This window comes from Aquimarina litoralis, assembly GCF_019295435.1.
Classification (GTDB): domain Bacteria; phylum Bacteroidota; class Bacteroidia; order Flavobacteriales; family Flavobacteriaceae; genus Aquimarina; species Aquimarina litoralis_A.
Genome location: NZ_WEKL01000065.1, coordinates 1 through 18,714, shown reverse-complemented (window position 1 = coordinate 18,714; position 18,714 = coordinate 1). Strand labels below are relative to the sequence as shown.

Below are 18,714 nucleotides of genomic sequence, written 5' to 3'. Positions count from 1 at the left end.
TTATACATTTCCCTATTATATAAAATCATGAAAGAGAATAATGTTCATGAAGGCTGTATTGAGCAAATGCAACGACTATTTTCTGAAAGACTATATAGTGATGTACCTGCTACTACCGACGCTGAAGGTAGAATACGTGTAGATGATTGGGAAATGAGAGAGGATATTCAAACTCAGATAAAAGAGTTATGGGATAGTGCAACCACTGAAACCTTAGGTAGCATTGGAGATTTAGAAGGATACAATACCGACTTTTTTAACCTTTTTGGTTTCAAAGTAGATGGCGTTGATTATGATGAAGATGTAAATGAAATTGTGGAAATCCCTGGATTACAAAACTAACTCATAAAGTTTTAAATAACTTCTAAATACTACTATATACTATAAAACATGATATGTTTCTGCTATTTGTGGTATTAGAAGTCAATATCAAATTCTATATATCATATAAGATTAACAATATTTCTTTAGCTGTTCAAAGGGCTAAAGCCTCCTACCAGATTTGATTTTAAATATAAAATTTAAAATCTTAAGGTAACATTTTATGTGTATTTGACACTTACCTAAGAACATTACTCTTACTTAGGTATCAAAACTCAAAAAAATGAGTGTTGATATGTAAGGTCAATTCTAATTGAGTAAAGTTTCATTTTAACTAACCGTCAAATATTACGTATAATGAAAAGTTTATACTCTAAAAGTTCTCATGCTATTCCAGAAGGACTTACTAAACCTTCTTCTTCTTTTAAAAAATTTGTTTGGCTTTCCGTATTAGGGTTATTGTTATTCATAATCATATACATTACCCTAATCATATGGTTTGGAAGATTAGCGTATTATTCCTTTTTAGAAGGTGGCGCTCTTTGGAATTATATACTTGCAGGTGGTTATGCTTTCCTTTGTTTATTTATGATAAAATCACTTTTCATTTTTAATAAAAGAGAAAAAAATCCATTAGACTTATTTATTACAGAAAAAGAAGAGCCAATACTTTTTGATTATCTGTATCAATTAGCAGATGAAGCTGGAGCTCCAAGACCTAAGAAAGTTTTTCTTTCTCCTAGAGTAAATGCTAGTGTATCTTATGACTTATCTATTATAAATTTGATTTTTCCATCCAAGAAAAACCTCGAAATAGGTTTAGGACTTATGAATGTATTAAGTCTTGGAGAATTTAAAGCTGTACTGGCTCATGAATTTGGTCATTTTGCGCAACGTTCTATGTTACTAGGAAGGTATGTTTATGTAGCACAACAAATCGCGGTTCAAATCATTAACAAACGTGATATCTTTGATAATTTCTTAGCAGGAATTTCAAGTATTGATATTCGAATAGCCTGGATAGGTTGGATTTTGTCCATCTTGGTTTGGGCAGTACGCTCATTGATTGAAACCTGTTTTAGTGTCGTAATTATTGCTCAGCGTGCGTTATCTAGAGAAATGGAATTTCAAGCTGATTTGGTTGCTGTATCACTTACAGGTAGTGATGCTCTAATTCATGCGCTATCTAAACTACAAATTGCAGATGAAGCATATGATCATGCGTTGAATACTGTAAATACAAAACTGGATGATAAGAAAGCTATTTATAACTTGTTCAAACTACAAACTAATTATATAGAGAAAATGTCCTGGGTATTAGATGATCCAATGTATGGAAAATCACCAAAAGTCCTCGATATCGATCCCGAATTACACAGAGTGTTTGGTAACAGAGCTTTTAATCCTCCTAAAATGTGGTCTACACATCCAGCAGACAAAGATCGAGAAGAAAATGCTAAAAAAATATACATTTCAGCTCCAATAGATGAAAGACCGGCAGAAATTCTACTATCAGATGCAACGAAGTACGAAGTAGAAATGACAGCAAGACTAATCGCTACTGCAAAAGTCGAATCAGAAGTAATATCCGATGAAGAATCTTTAAAATTTCAAAATAAAGAATATTTTAGCTGGACCTTTTTAGATCCAAAATACCGATCTAACTTTTTAAATAGATTCTTTACGTTAAGCTTCAAAGACATTGATGAAATGTATGCTATGGAAATAGCAAAAAATGATATCTCATCAAATTTCAAATCTATATACCAATCAGAGCTTACTGAAAAACTAGAAGCGCTAAAAGAAGTAAAAGAAGAAATTTTATCTCTTAACCTAATTATTAACGAGGCTATTACCATTGAAAAAAGAGAAATCTGGCATCGAGGAGAACAAATAAAAAGAAAGGATGTTAAAACAATTCTTCAAAAACTAGAGCAAGAAGAATCATTAATCATAGAAGATCTTAAAAAACATGATACTTTATGTCGATCAACATATTATAAGGCTGCTACTCATTTAGATAGCAGCTGGAGTGATTATCTAAAATCAGTCAGCAATTTAGTGCATTACTCTGAACATGCAATAGCTGATATACAGGATGCCGCACGCAAATATCATAATGTAGTAAATATTGCGCTAGCAGATGGAAATATAAGCTCTGATGAATTGACAGATATTGTAAATTCGGGGAATGATTATTACAAATCCATTCGATCGGCTTTTCAAAAAAGTAAAGAAATAAAGTTAAACAAAGAACTTTTGGCTAACTCAACCAAAGAGACTTTTGCTGACTTTTTTGAAGAATTTAAACTCTCTTCACCAACAAGTGATAATATCAGTAAATGGTCGGAAGTTGTAGATGGATGGGCGGGAGAAGCTCTAAATGGATTAAACTTTTTACGAAATTCATCTTTAGAACACTTATTAGACATAGAAGAAGAAATCAAAACTTCATTTTTAAATAACACTCCAATAAATAAAGCACAACCAGCTCCTATCAATACTGTCAACACATATAAACTACTAACTAGAGGTAATGAAAGACCTATCCAACGAAAACTAAAATTATGGGATCGTTTTATATTGGGCGAAGGTTTTTTTGGAGCTACTGCTAAGTTTGCTATATCTATAACTTTAATTGGAGGGGCTCTATTTTTAGGAAGCTTTTCTCAGTCAACAGATCTAACTATTTATAATGGATTAGAGATGGATGTAACTATAATGATAAATGAAGACAAGGAATTGGAAATAAAGGCAAAAGACAATCACACAATTTCTGTAGATCATAATACCGATTATAGTATTACTGCTTATGATCCGAAAGGGGAAATCATCGAAAATTTCACAGAATCGACAGGTTCTCCAGGCAAGGAATATATTTATAATGTTGCAAACTCTGGAGCTTTCTTTGAATATACAGCTTATTATGGATCAAGAAATGGTTCTGTTCCTGAACAAAGAAATATTGGATCTGCCAGATGGTTCCATAGTTATGCAGATTATATTTTAAAAACTCCTCCTCAAATGGATGATGAAGGTACCAGAAAAGATGTTTTGGTAGCCTATAGTGATAATCCTTATGATATGATTTCATTAATTAATGACTCAACTGAATTAAAAAAACTAATCAACACACACATACTATGGGATTCTGCAGATAGTGATAATATTTTATCATGGATGAGTTTATTACAATTTGTTGATGATCCTAATACCATCATTGATAAAAGAATTAATCGTTTAGGAAATGATATTATCGCCAAGAGAGCCAAAATGGATATGGTCGATGATGATGAAAAAAACAAAATCTGTAATGAGATTCAACAATCTTTTCAACAAAAAACGAATAGCGCCGATCTGTATTATTTAAATACGAGATGCCTAGAGGATTCTGAATACCAAGACAAAACATTTGTTGAAGGATATGAAAAATGGCCGAAACATCCTTGGTTAGCATACGCAGCTGCAAACATTTATGCCCAAAACGAAAACTGGAAAAAAAGTCTTAAAGCTTTTAATCAGGCTAGTAGTATAAATGGTCTTAAGAGTGCTATTGCTTTAAATGCAGAAAGAGTACGTAGAAAAATTGGAAAAGACTCTGGATCTTTACAATTAGAGTTTACCACTGAAGATCTGGAGTATTATTTGAATGTTGATAAAGGAAGGCTCGACAGACTTAGTAATGACCCTTATTATGCATACGTGCTAATCTCAAAAGGTAAATTAGATGAAGCATATCAATTTATTCAAGCATATAATACATTTAAACCATATGTACTTCGATATCTCGCTGTCTCTGAAGGTGCTTCAGATGAAATTAAAAATGCTGTAAAATTATTAGATAAAGAAGAAGGTATTAATAATTCCTCCATCTGGTATACTTTGGCTTGGAATATCCTAGAAAAAAAGGAGTATGATAAAATTGTAAGCGAAATAGACTATACGGGAGTTTCTTCTAGTGATCTTAATAAATTCATCACATTTATAAAATCTAAAGATTACGCAGCTGCCGAAAATATTATTAAAAAACAACGAGTTTATTTCAAAGGATATATGTACGCCTTAGGACATATCATTTCAAAATTTAAAGCACCTGAAAATTGGAAGAACAATGCGGATCAATTATTATTTGCTCATGAGCAACCTTTTTTAGGTAATTAGACTTTTATTCAAAGAACTACATAAAATAATCTAAAACCAGCTCCATAAGTATATGCAGCTGGTTTTGTACTTCAAATTCATAAAAAACAGACAGTTTAGAATACTAATTTTATATATTTTTATAAATATAAATTTGATTGTAAATCATAATAAATATGCAAAGTTTTGAGGAACGATTAAAAGGTGGGCATCCAAACTCACTTGGTAACACTGTTGAAGTTGTTGAAGAAGTATTGAAGGAAAATGAACTATTTAACGAATTATTTAACTGTTACTTCAGTAATGACGAAATTGTTCGATTAAGAACTTCCAATGCCATGAAAAGAATTTGTAAAGCTCAAAAAACTTTACTAATTCCCTATATTGACCGATTCTTAGTAGAAATTTCTAAAATTGATCAAGCTTCGACGCAATGGACGTTGTCTCAATTATTTAAAGCATTGGAAAAAGATATGACCAATGAACAAATTCAGTTTGCGAAGAAAATCATGAAAAACAATCTTGCTAATCATAATGATTGGATCGTATTAAATCAAACTATGGATACGCTAACCAACTGGTCAAAAAAAGATGAAAATTTAAAAGCTTGGATCATCCCTCATTTGGAAAGACTCACCGCTGATAAGCGAAAATCAGTTTCAGGAAGAGCACAAAAAATGATTGCTTTGTTACAGAAATAAATCCAAAAACAACTTCAAACACATCCGATAACAAAACAACACTCAAAAATTGCATAATTGAGCCGATCAAAAATGCAACAAAACACCATTTAGAAAGTATTTATGGTTGAAGTCGTACAATCATTACATACAAATTTCGTTATTTTGCAGACAAATCATAGATTCTTGAAAAATACATTTTTCTATATAGTTTTCACACTACTGTTTTCCTCTATTACATTTGCTCAAGAAAGTAAAAAAATTAAGGTTCAATCGGATCGTACTATTAAAAACGAAGAACGTTTTCCAGGGGCTACCATTCTGGCTAAAGTTAATAAACAGGTATTTATTGAGCATGAAGGAATCGAGATATGGTGTGATCAGGCGGTGCACTATGGTGAAGATAGGTTTGTAAGAGCTTTCGGAAATGTAAAAATGAAGCAAGGAGATACTTTAACCATGACGAGTGCATACGCAGAGTATAATGGAAATAGTAAATTTGCATACGCTAGAGAAAATGTTTTTTTAGAAACTCCTTCTAATACTCTTACAACAGATACATTATTCTTTGATCGACTTCGACAACAAGCTTACTATCGTAGTGGTGGAACTGTTAAAGATTCTTCTAATACGCTGACTAGTAGGATCGGAAGGTATTTTATGGATAGAAAACAATATTCCTTTAATACTGAAGTGAAAATTGTAAACCCAGAAAACACTGTCGATTCTGATCGTTTGGATTATTATACAGAGAATGGTCATGCATATCTATATGGGCCTTCTACTGTAAAAGGTAAAGAAAGCACACTATATTGTGAACGAGGCTTTTATGACACCAAAGTAAAAACAGGGTATGCCATTAAAAATGCTCGAATAGATTATGACAATCGAACCGTATTTGGGGATAGTATTTTTTACAACAGTGCCATCCAATTTGCATCTGCAACAAATAATATAAAAGTTCTAGATACTGCAAACAACTCTATAATTACTGGTCATTACGCTGAAGTTTTTAAAGACAAAGATTCTGTATTTATAACGAAAAGAGCTCTAGCAGCAACACTACAGGAAAAAGACTCTATTTATATTCATAGCGATACCTTAATGGTGACTGGAAAACCAGAACATAGAATCATGAATGGATTTTATGATGTTCGCATTTTCAAAAGTAATATGAGTGGAAAAAGTGATTCTATTAATGTGGATCAGACCACAGGATATACCAAAATGATTGGTAAACCTATTCTATGGTCACAAAGAAATCAAATGACAGGAGATACCATCAAGATTATATCGAATACCGAAACAGAAAAACTAGACTCTCTCGTTGTATATCAGAATGCATTTTTAGTTCAAGAAGACACTCTTAAAGCTGGATATAATCAAGTAAAAGGACAAATACTCTATGGATTGTTTAAGGATAATGAAATCTATCAGGTAGATATTGATAAAAACACAGAAACTATATTCTATCAAAGAGAAAGTGAAGGTGAACTAAAACTCATTGGTATAAACAAAGTGTTATCTAGTTCTATCAAACTACTGCTAGAACAAAGAGAGATTGTTGATGTGTACTACTATCAAAACATAGATGGCACCTTATATAGAGAAATAGATTTACCCGAAAATGCAAGAGAGTTATCCGGTTTCATATGGCGTGGCGATGAACAAATACTTAGTAAAAAAGATCTTTTTAGAGGAGAACTTCCTCCTAAGCTAACGAAAATAAAAGGAATACCATTACCCGTAGAAGATGATGATTTCTTTGATGAAGAAACGCTGAAACGATTAGAAGAAAACAAGTCTGAAGGTTCTCGCTTATTAGAACAAAAACTACAAGATGCTGAATTGAAAGAAACCAATGAAAAGCTAGATAATTCTGCCAAACCAAAATTGGATAAGGAATTAAAACCGAAACAGAAAAAAGATACTTCCTCATCCAATCAAAAATCTAATAAAGTAAGCTTTGAAGACCCTAATCTTAGTCGAACTGCCAGACAAAGAGATAGTATCACAGTTACAACATTAAAAAATGCCAAACAATTAGATACTATTACAAAAGATAATTAATACTACTTTCTCTTATCTAAATCTACCTAAAATTAAAAATTCTGGATTTTTCAAACTCAAATTAGTTTGACTTACCTTTGCGAATGTGAAAGAAGATTTTTTTACATACCAAGCACAGACTACGCCACATCCGTTAGCAATGGAGATATCGCATGCAGAAGGTAGTTATATTTTTGCCACCAATGGTAAAAAGTATTTAGATTTTGTTGCTGGAGTTTCTGCCTGTAGTTTGGGTCATAGACATCCAAGAGTGGTAGAGGCAATTAAAGAACAACTGGATAAGTATTTGCATGTTATGGTTTATGGAGAGTATATCCAACAACCTGCTGTCGAGCTTACGAAACTTTTAGCTTCCCTTCTACCCGATCCTTTAGAGAAAACATATTTGACTAACTCTGGTACAGAAGCTATTGAAGGATCTTTAAAACTTGCAAGAAGAGTAACTGGTAGAAGTCAAATTTTCGCTGCTAAACTGGCTTATCATGGTAATACCATGGGATCTATGAGTGTGATGGGGTTCGAAGAAAGAAAACAAGCTTTTAGACCATTAATTCCAGATGTATCATTTATTTCTTTTAATAATGAAGATGATATACAACTAATCACCAATAAAACAGCAGGAGTTATCCTGGAGACCATTCAAGGTGGTGCTGGGTTTATTACACCAAAAAAGGATTATTTAAAAAAGGTTAAAAATCGTTGTGAAGAAGTTGGTGCGCTATTAATACTTGACGAAATACAACCCGGTTTTGGTAGAACAGGTAAATTATTTGGTTTCCAGAATTATGATATTGTTCCAGACATCGTTGCAATGGGTAAAGGAATGGGTGGAGGATTGCCTATTGGAGCTTTTACCGCTTCTTCAAAAATGATGAATCAACTACAGGACAATCCCAAATTAGGTCATATTACCACTTTTGGAGGTAATCCTGTCATTGCAGCTGCCGCTTTGGCAACATTACAGGAAATATCAGGAGGTGACTTAATGTCAGAAACTCTTGAAAAAGAAAAAATAATCAGATCGTTATTAATTCATCCATTTATAAAAGAAGTAAGAGGAACAGGATTAATGCTCGCATTAATTATGACTACTTCTGATATTGCTAATCAAGTTGTACTACAATGTCAGGATAATGGTTTAATACTTTTTTGGTTACTTTTTGAACCAAAAGCAGTACGAATTACACCTCCATTGACGATTTCCGCAGAGGAAATAAAGAAAGGATGTCAAATTATCTTAGATATATTAAACAATATCCAGAATCCAAAAAACAACTGATTTTTCCCGTTTAATTCATATAAATTCCTTATATTTAAAAGACTATCTCACCCGTTACACAATTCGATAGAACTTATAGGCTTATTTATTCAGAATGTTAAACCATTCATTTTTAAATGGTATACATTTTGTTAATTAGTTTGTTAAAAACAATTGATTACTGAAGTAGTATGATGGCATTTCATTTGTAATTTTAGTACAGAGGAAATCAATAATGCTAGCAATAAATTGTGTAAAGTATTTTGTATTACTCTTATTTGTTGGGGAAGACAAAAAAAGTTTGTAATACGCTCATGATTTATTCAGCATCTTTAATCAACGTGGATGAAATGAACATATGATCCAATTTCTATATAGAAATATAATATGCGAATTACATCTGATATTAGTTAAAATAAGCACGAGCGGATGAAATTTAACCACGAAGAATTCGAAGACAATAATTTCTCAATTAGTCGATATGAGTCTATGCTGAGATCTAATGATGTTAAATTTTTTGATTCTGATGAATTCGAATCAATAATTCATCATTATCTGGAAAACGGAAAAATTGCTAAGGCAAAAAAAGCTATTTCTTTAGGGCTTTCACAACATCCTTCTTCTGTAAATCTAAAATTGCTACAAGTAGAAATTTTGGTTTTTGAAGATCGTTTGGAAAAGGCAGACCTCCTTTTGGCCCAACTTCATGCTTTGGAACCCGAAAATGAAGAGATTTATATTCAAAAGGCCAATATACTTTCGAAACAAAATGATCATATAAAAGCTATCGAGTTATTAACTACAGCGCTTCAATATACTTCAGATGAGGCTGATGTTTATTCCTTAATAGGTATGGAATATTTATTCATGGATGACTTTGAGAATGCTAAAACAAATTTCATGAGATGTTTAGAAGCGGATGATCAGGATTATTCGGCTTTATACAACATCATTTATTGTTTTGATTTTCTAGAACAACATGAAGAGGCTATCTCTTATCTTAATATGTTTTTAGATAAAAACCCCTATTGCGAAGTGGCATGGCATCAGGTTGGTAAACAATATTTCGATATTAAAGAGTATGAAAAAGCCTTAGCTGCTTTTGATTTTGCTATTATTAGTGATGAATATTTTATAGGAGCATATTTAGAAAAAGGAAAAGTTCTTGAAAAACTGAAGCGTTATAATGAAGCTATAGAGAATTATCGCATCACTTTAGAGCTTGATGATCCTACTTCTTTTGCGTTATTAAGAATAGGTAAATGTTTCGAAAAATTAGGTAGTGATGACCTTGCTATTCAACATTTCTCGAAAACAGTTCATGAAGATCCTTTATTAGACAAAGGATGGATCGCGATTACCGATTTTTACATGAGAAAACGTAATTATCAAAAAGCACTTTATTACACAAATAAAGCAATCAGTATCGATGCTGAAAATGTACTTTATTGGAAGCGATATGCAAAAATCAATAATCGACTGGCATTTTTTGAAGAAGCAGAACGTGGTTATCGAAAAGCTTTAGAGTTAGGAAACTATGAATTAGAAACATGGCTAAACAGATCAGATATTCTAAAATACATTGGAGAATCTGATGCTGCCATTCAAAATATGCATCAAGCAATTGAGTTTTATCCTGAAAATGCAGAAGTTCAATTTCGATTAGCCGGCTTATATTATGAACAACAAGAATATAGTAAAGGTGAATTTCATCTTAGAAAGGCATTGGAGTTAGATCCTGAATATTCTATTGTGTTGGAGGAATTGTTTGAATCCACATTCCGCCTTTCTTTGGTTCAAAATATCATTTCAGAATATAAGAGATAATCGTATTATGTATTGGGAAATTAGCAATATAATTTAATACTATAATTTCCTAAGATTTGCAGCATGTTTTACAACAAAAAATACATACATTTGTTAGTATAACCACTGTAAAACCTAAAAAATGCAAAGACGTCTTAAGGACTATTTACTAGTTTCACTAAAAGGAATTGCAATGGGAGCGGCAGATGTTGTTCCTGGTGTTTCTGGAGGAACGATAGCCTTTATATCTGGTATATATGAAGAACTAATCGCTACCATAAACAATCTAAATATTGCGTTTTTTAAAGATTGGAAAAAGGAGGGTTTCAGTACTACTTGGCAAAAATATAATCTTTCTTTTCTTCTTGCTTTATTTGTAGGAATTGCTATTAGTATTCTTTCTTTAGCCAAAATAATTAAATGGTTATTACATAATGAGCCTTTGCTTTTATGGTCCTTTTTTTTCGGATTAGTTTTAGCAAGTATTCTGTATATAGGGAAACAAATTACTTCATGGAATCCTAAAGTTTTTATAAGTATAGTGTTAGCTGCAATTGCATCTTATTTCATTACAATAGCAGAACCAATGGCTTCACCGGAAAGTCTTTGGTACTTATTATTTTGTGGATTCATCGCTATAATTGCCATGATATTACCAGGAGTTTCTGGAGCCTTTATTTTATTAATTTTAGGAGCTTATGAAACGTTTATTGGTATTTTAAATCAATTTAGAGAAGGGCTTACGACACTTAATTTCGACTTATTATGGCAGGCTTTTTATAAAATTGTAATTATAGGAATCGGTGCAGTAGCAGGTTTGAAACTATTCTCAAAAGTGTTAAACTGGATGTTCAACAAGCATAAAAATGTAACCTTAGCACTATTAACTGGTTTTATGATTGGTTCTCTTAATAAACTATGGCCATGGAAGCAAGTACTCTCTTGGAGGACAAATTCTGAAGGAATCGAAGTACCATTTATAGAAAAGAGCATTTTACCAGCTAATTATGATGGAGATCCAAGAATCATTTGGGTACTTCTTTTTGTTACTATTGGTTTTCTTTTAATTCTTATATTAGAGCGACTCGCAACAAAAAAAGAGAAGTAATTCATGGCACAAAATACCAGAACGCTTAGTGATAAGTTTTTTTTAGTCATCAAAGGTTTGGCTATGGGAGCTGCTAACAAAGTTCCTGGTGTATCTGGAGGAGTGGTTGCTTTTGTTGCAGGTTTTTATGAGGAGTTTATATATTCTTTACAGAAAATAAATCTCAAAGCCTTTAAACTATTTATAAACTTTCGATTTTCCAGTTTTTGGAGATATATCAACGGAAGATTTTTAGCACTTTTAATTTTAGGAATGTTAATTAGCTACTTTAGTGTATCTAAAATCCTAGATTATCTAATTATTCATTATGAATTATATGTCTGGTCAGCTTTCTTCGGAATGATCATCGGTTCCATCTATTATATAGTTAAGGATTTTGATGATTGGAACAGACGTAACATTTGCTTTATTATCATTGGTACTATCGTTGGGATAAGTATCAGTCTTTTAGAACCTGCTAAAGAAAATGACAATCTGTTTTTTGTGTTTTTTTGCGGTATTGTTGGTGTTTCCGGAATGACATTACCAGGTTTATCAGGTTCTTTTATTCTAATTCTATTTGGAAATTATGTGTTATTATTGGTAGACTCAGTGAATGCATTATATGACACCATTGCAGATTTGATTCGATGGGATTTATCTTTTACTGAAAATACAAATAGAATACGATTACTAAAAGTGCTTATCGTTTTTAGTTTAGGATCCATTACTGGTTTAGTTACTTTATCACATTTTCTAGGATATGTTTTAAAACATTATAAAAATGCCACTTTTGCCGCAATTATTGGCTTTATTACAGGTTCTTTAGGTGTTGTTTGGCCTTGGAAATATAAAATGTATAAAAAAAATGAGATTGGAGAAGTTTTAATTGATGCACAAGGCAATCCAATTCTTGATAATTATGACAGATATCTTCCTGATCTTTCAACAGCTTCTACTTATATAGCCTTTTTCTTTGTACTTGTGGGTATAGGAATTGTTTTATGGTTAGAGTGGTATGGAGAAAAAACAGTAAAAACCAAACCAACATGAGTATATATGGGTTACTAGGAAGAGATATAGGCTATTCCTTTTCCAGAAATTATTTTTCCAACAAATTCGAAAAAGAGAATATTAACGATCAATATCAAAACTTTGATCTAAAAACTATCGATGAGTTAAAACAAGTTATCCAAAACAAGGAAATTAATGGAATGAATGTAACGATCCCATATAAGGAAGAAGTCATTCCTTATTTGGACAACCTAGATCCAATAGCAAAAGAAATAGGAGCCGTTAATGTCATAAAGTTTGAAAAAAATGGAAAGCTCACTGGATATAATAGTGACTATTATGGTTTTACTGAGTCTTTAAAACCATTGCTTAATGACAAAGTAAAGAAAGCCTTAATTCTTGGAACAGGAGGAGCATCAAAAGCGATTGCATATGCCTTAGATAAATTGGATATCAAATACACTTTTGTATCTAGAAACCCAGATTTTAATGAACTTAGTTACAATGATCTTGATGAAGACATCATTCGAGATTTCAAACTAATCATTAATTGTACTCCGCTAGGCACGTACCCAAAAATAGAAAATCATCCTGATATACCGTTTGAACACCTTAGTGAAAATCATATACTATATGATCTTATATATAATCCTGAGGAGACCACTTTTATGAAAAAAGGTAAAGAAAAAGGAGCAAAAACTAGTAATGGTCTACAAATGCTTGTTTTGCAAGCTGAAAAGTCATGGGAAATCTGGAATTCATAATTTTCAATTATGCTTCCTAACAAATAATATACTTTTCCTACAAATGGAATTCCTAAAACGGAGTATTTGCTTTGAGTTTATATAAGATGTTAGTATCTTAGACAATCGTTAATCTCCGATAAACAAAAACATTTAATACAATGTCCACACATGATAACCTGCCACAGGCAGATGGAAATGAAGAGAAAAAGGCTAAATCTCTAGAAGAAAACGTACAGAACTCTACCACAGAAGAAGTATCTGAATCTCCTACACCACAATCTGAAGTAAGTGCATCAGAAAATACAAATGAAGAAGAAACTTCTAGTATTGAAACCTCAAATGAGGAAACATTAAATTCTGAAGATAAAGAGGTTACTACTGAAGTGAAAGAAGGAGAAAATCAGCCTGAATCCAATGATGAAGCTGAAAATGAAATGGTTTCGGCAGAACCAGAAAAGGAAAGCTCTACTGAAGTTGAAACCAATGAAGTTAAGGTAGAATCTAGTGATGAAATCCAAAATGAAATGGATGAAGCGGTTGCAAAGGACAGTGAAGATGAAGCCAAATTAGAGCGACATGATATCGAAAAGAAAGACTATCATGCAATGACCAAAGATCAACTCATATCGGAATTACGAGGTCTTATCAAGAATGAGAAAATCCAAGCCATTAAGGAACATGTAGAGGAGATTAAAACTGAGTTTAATGCTAAATTTAATGAAGAAGTAGAACAGAAAAAAGATGAGTTCTTAGCAGATGGAGGTAATATCATAGATTTCTACTACTCTACACCGCTGAAGAAAGAATTTAATTCTGTGTATTTCGACTACAAGGAAAAAAGAAACGCATACTATCAAAACCTTAAAAAAGACCTTCAGGTAAACCTTCAAAAAAGGTTGGACATTATAGAAGAACTTAAAGGTTTATTAAATGTAGAAGAAAATATTAATTCTACTTATAATCATTTCAAAGAGATTAAAGAAAGGTGGCATAATGCTGGACCTATCCCAAGAGATAAATACAATACGGTATGGAATACATATCACCACCATACAGAAAACTTTTACGATTTCCTTCATCTAAATAGAGATTTTAGAGATCTAGATTTCAAACATAATTTAGAGCAAAAGCTAAAAATTATTGAGCGAGCAACAGAACTGGCTCAAGAAACCGATGTAAATAGAGCATTTAGAGAATTACAAATTCTACACAAAATGTGGAAGGAAGATCTAGGACCTGTTGCTAAAGAATATAGAGAACCCATTTGGGAGAAGTTCAGTGCACTTACCAAACAAATCCATGAAAATCGACAAGAATTTTTTAAGGTTCAGGATAAAGTTTATGAACAAAACCTAGTGGTAAAACAAGGAATTATTGGCAAAATAGTTGAAGTCGCTTCTGATCATCCTAAAAATCACAGTGGTTGGCAACAAAAAATTAGAGAAATAGAGGCTTTGAGAGAAGAATTCTTCAAAGCTGGAAAAGTACCTTTAAGTGCTAATGAAGAAACTTGGAGCCAGTTTAAAAGTGCAGTTCGAGATTTTAATAGAAATAAAAATGCCTTTTACAAAGGGCTTAAAAAAGATCAATTCGATAATCTAAACAAGAAAATGGAATTGATCAAAATTGCTGAGGATAATAAGGATAGTGATGACTTCTCAGTTACAACACCATTAATGAAAAAAATTCAGGCGGACTGGAAAAAAATTGGGCATGTACCTAGAAAAGATAGTGATAGAATATGGAAAAGATTCAAAGATGCTTGTAATTTCTACTTTGATAGAATCCATGCAGAAAAAAATGAAGCTAATAAAGAAGAGCTAGCTTCTTACGAGAAAAAACTTGCCCATATTGAAACTCTTAAAGCATTAAAACTTTCAGGTGATCCTAAAAGTGATCTAGATACTATTAAAGAAAATATCAATCTTTGGAAAACTTTAGGCAGAGTTCCTTATAAGAAAAGAAATATAGAAGCTGATTATCATAAAGTTTTAGACGGATTTTTTGAACAACTAAATCTAAGTCGTCAAGAAACCGAAATGATTAAGTATGAAAACAAACTTAGTTCGCTAGCAAATCAATCTGATGACAGAGCTTTACGCAATGAACAAAACTTCATTCGCAAAAAGATTGATGAAGTTCATAATGAAATACGACAGCTAGAAAATAACCTGCAGTTCTTCAAAAATGCAGATGATTCAAATCCTTTAGTAATAGAAGTAAGAAAAAATATCGGAAAACATAAAGAAAGTCTTGAGGTTTGGAAAAATAAGCTCAAGAAGATCAAAGAACTCTAATGTAACTGTAAATTCAACAATGAATTGTTCGCTTTGCGGCTCATATACCGTAAGATTTACTGAAATACATAATAGAGTATATCATCAATGTAATAATTGCGGTGGCATATCTCTAGATCCTTCATATTATCTAAATGATAAAGAAGAAAAAGAACGATATGAAATCCATAATAATGATGTAAATGATCTTGGGTATCAAAACTTTGTATCACCAATTGTTAATGCTATAACCGAAAACTATAACCAAGAACATTACGGTCTAGACTTTGGTAGTGGTACAGGTCCGGTCATCACTACAATGCTTCAAAAAAAAGGATATCAAGTTAATACTTATGATCCCTTTTTTGACCCTAACTCAAAGGCATTAGAACAAACTTATGATTATATTGCTTGTTGTGAAGTAATGGAACATTTTCATAATCCTAATAAAGAGTTTTCCTTGTTGTACTCACTTCTTAAGGAAAATGGAACTTTATATTGCAAAACCAATGTGTACAATGATTCAATTGATTTTGATACATGGTGGTATAAAAATGATCCAACTCATGTTTTTTTCTATACAGGAGAAACATTGCATTGGATAAAATCTAAGTTTAATTTTAGTGAAATTAGTTTTTCAAAAAAACTAATTAGTTTTAAAAGATAACCTCTTGTTTTATATCTAACAAAAACTCAGTTTAAGTAGTTTAAAATACTTTAGCACAAAATCTTATCAACACGAAAACGTTTGAGTAGATAGTTACTTCTATTAATACTCTTTTATTCCCTAAATTGCTTAATCATCAATTTTGTTGCTAAAATAATACCATTATATTAATAATATTAAACATTTTAAACACATATGACAATTTAAACATCATCTTCTACTGGAAGAAAAATTTACACAAGACACAATTCAAACACTAAAACTTATGAAAAACTCACTACCTAAGCTCTTAGGCATTATATGTCTATGGAGCCTTTTACTCAATTCCTATTTTGTAAACTCACAAACTGATTTTAGAGAAGAAACTATTTACTTTCTCCTAACTACTAGATTTTTTGATGGAGACTCCAGCAACAATGCGCCTACAGAATGGTCTTCTTACAATCCTGATCCAAATATTAATCCAACCATAACAGATCCTAATGATGTAACCTGGAGAGGAGATTTTAAAGGATTGATACAAAAATTAGATTACATAAAAGATCTTGGCTTTACTGCTATTTGGATCACACCTATTGTACATAACAGAAGTCCTCTAGATTATCATGGATATCACGCTTGGGATTTCACAAAAGTAGATCCACGTTTAGAGTCACCAGGTGCCACATTTCAGGATTTGATTAATGAAATCCATGCCCGTGACATGAAAATCGTATTAGATGTTGTAACAAATCATGCTGGACGTTTTGGTATAAAAGACGTAGCGGAAATAAAGTATAATACCGATCCTACAAAACCCTGGTTTGCCCCAGACAATCCTAATTGGGAATATGACGGTTTAACTCCAAATCCTGAAGATGGATTAATTTGGAGTCGTGCAAATCTTGCAAAAATGCCACCTCCTTATAACCAAGATCTTTCTGCTTTTAATTTCCCTAGTAAAGAAAGCTATGTAGACACTTCTGATCCGGATTGGTATCATCATTCAGGAAATGGATTTGCACAAGGTTTTGATGATATTGAAAATCTACATAATCGAGCATTGGCAGGAGATACTCCAGACCTAAATACAGGAAGTCAAATAGTCAGAGATTATCTTGTAAATGCGTACGCTAACTTTATAAATATGGGAGTGGATGCATTTCGCTGGGATACCGTGAAACATATGAGCAAAGAAGACATCATTTATTTTTATGATGCTTTTAAAGCCATTAATCCTGATCTATTTATATTCGGAGAAGTTGCACAACTACGACATGAGTTACATCCTGTTGATGAAATAAATCCGCATTACTACACATGGAGAGGTGAAGTAAATAATTCTGCTCCCTTAGATCTTGCAGTAATTGATTTCTTTGGTGAAGCTACTTTTCATGGAACTTTTGAAGAAGGGCAATCTTTTCCTACGGTAAAAGCTGCAGCTCGTTATGATCATCTATATAGTGATCCTTCTACATTAATTACATGGTTAGATAATCACGATTTTGGACCTAATAATGATTGGAATAGACGATATGGTGGTACTGATGAGAATCTAGCTGCTTGTATGAATTTTATGTTTACTTGGAGAGGAATCCCAACTGTATATTATGGAACAGAAATGCGATTCAAAGCAGGAGAGTTTAATGATATTCACAATGCTGCCGGAATTGAACAATCCATCGATAAAACTGGTCGAGCATATTATGGTAATGTTATGGATCAAGCTCCGAATCACAAAATATACCAGCATATTAAAAAACTAAACGCTATTCGAAGAGCTGTTCCTGCTTTACAAAAAGGAAGTTGGGACTGGAAAGAAGCTCCTGGAAATGCTGTATCATACCGTAGAGTTCATCAAAACAGTGAAGTAGCTGTTGGTTTAGCTAAGGATGGAGATGCTTCTTTTAGTATCTCTGGCATGACAAATGGATTGTATAGAGATGCTGTAACTGGTCGTGAGATAGCTGCTCAGAATGGAGTACTAAGTTTTACCGTAACATCTGGATCGGCAGGAATTTATGTACTTAATGGTCCTGGATTAATTGGAGGTTGCGGTGGCGGTTTCTTTGAAAATTGCGTTAACGGACCAAGCAATCCAGTAGTGATTATAAATCCAAATAATGAACGTTCTGAAGATCCTATTCAAATTACAATGGAAAGCGTTGGAGGAGCTGGAGCTCCTTACAACATCTATTATACACTAGATGGATCAAATCCGAATAGCTCAAGTACGAGATATACGAATGCTTTTACAATAACAGAATCAACAACAATTAAAGCTATTGCATTTGACAAAGATGGTGTTGCTTCGGATGTATTAACGAAAAATTATAGTATTGGTCCTATTGAAGGGTTGCATGTATATTTCAAAAAACCTTCTTCTTGGTCTCAAGCTAATGTACATTATTGGGATGAATCTCCTGATGTATTACCAACTAGTAACTGGCCTGGACCACAGATGAATCAAATCGATAATTCTGATTGGTACGAATATATCTTTGAAGGAGTTGAAAGTACTAATTTGTTATTCAATGATAATGGTGGTGCTAAAACAGATGACTTAACCAGAAATAGAGATGGATGGTACGAGGATGGAGTATGGTATGACACAGATCCAAGAGTAACTGGTAATACACCACCATCTGTATCCATGTCTCCAAATGGAGG

General features: G+C 32.4%; 11 protein-coding genes and 1 pseudogene. All 12 read left to right on the top strand.

Translation table 11 applies throughout. The features are described 5' to 3' along the window. Window positions 1–342, top strand: a pseudogene (locus GBO31_RS21855) (bifunctional NADH-specific enoyl-ACP reductase/trans-2-enoyl-CoA reductase); the annotation flags it as partial. Between the two features lie 336 nt (window positions 343–678). Beyond that, window positions 679–4,482 (top strand): M48 family metallopeptidase, encoded by a 3,804-nt coding sequence (locus tag GBO31_RS21850; protein ID WP_219010693.1) that lies wholly within the window; start codon window positions 679–681, stop codon window positions 4,480–4,482. Window positions 4,483–4,637: 155 nt separating this feature from the next. Further along, a complete protein-coding gene (locus GBO31_RS21845; RefSeq protein WP_219010691.1) occupies window positions 4,638–5,162 on the top strand; it encodes a hypothetical protein in 525 nt (174 codons plus the stop codon). A gap of 165 nt (window positions 5,163–5,327) precedes the next feature. After that, window positions 5,328–7,211, top strand: a complete 1,884-nt coding sequence (locus tag GBO31_RS21840; protein WP_246615949.1) for an OstA-like protein — start codon at window positions 5,328–5,330, stop codon at window positions 7,209–7,211. Between the two features lie 85 nt (window positions 7,212–7,296). Beyond that, on the top strand, window positions 7,297–8,490 hold the full coding sequence (locus GBO31_RS21835) for an aspartate aminotransferase family protein (RefSeq protein ID WP_219010684.1): 1,194 nt from the start codon (window positions 7,297–7,299) through the stop codon (window positions 8,488–8,490). A gap of 408 nt (window positions 8,491–8,898) precedes the next feature. Continuing rightward, window positions 8,899–10,296, top strand: coding sequence for a tetratricopeptide repeat protein (locus GBO31_RS21830; protein ID WP_219010682.1), 1,398 nt, complete (start codon window positions 8,899–8,901; stop codon window positions 10,294–10,296). A gap of 121 nt (window positions 10,297–10,417) precedes the next feature. Next, window positions 10,418–11,383, top strand: coding sequence for a DUF368 domain-containing protein (locus GBO31_RS21825; RefSeq protein WP_219010680.1), 966 nt, complete (start codon window positions 10,418–10,420; stop codon window positions 11,381–11,383). 3 nt (window positions 11,384–11,386) lie between these two features. Beyond that, a complete protein-coding gene (locus GBO31_RS21820) occupies window positions 11,387–12,415 on the top strand; it encodes a DUF368 domain-containing protein (RefSeq protein ID WP_219010678.1) in 1,029 nt (342 codons plus the stop codon). Beyond that, the gene (locus GBO31_RS21815; RefSeq protein WP_219010677.1) at window positions 12,412–13,140 is read left to right on the top strand and encodes a shikimate dehydrogenase family protein; all 729 of its coding nucleotides are present in this window, start codon (window positions 12,412–12,414) and stop codon (window positions 13,138–13,140) included. Before GBO31_RS21820 ends, GBO31_RS21815 begins: the two co-directional genes overlap by 4 nt. Before the next feature lie 140 nt (window positions 13,141–13,280). After that, on the top strand, window positions 13,281–15,419 hold the full coding sequence (locus GBO31_RS21810) for a DUF349 domain-containing protein (RefSeq protein ID WP_219010676.1): 2,139 nt from the start codon (window positions 13,281–13,283) through the stop codon (window positions 15,417–15,419). 19 nt (window positions 15,420–15,438) lie between these two features. Next, window positions 15,439–16,065 (top strand): class I SAM-dependent methyltransferase, encoded by a 627-nt coding sequence (locus GBO31_RS21805; RefSeq protein ID WP_219010674.1) that lies wholly within the window; start codon window positions 15,439–15,441, stop codon window positions 16,063–16,065. A gap of 265 nt (window positions 16,066–16,330) precedes the next feature. Further along, a partial coding sequence (locus GBO31_RS21800; protein WP_219010672.1) for an alpha-amylase family glycosyl hydrolase occupies window positions 16,331–18,714 on the top strand: 2,384 nt, incomplete at its 3' end.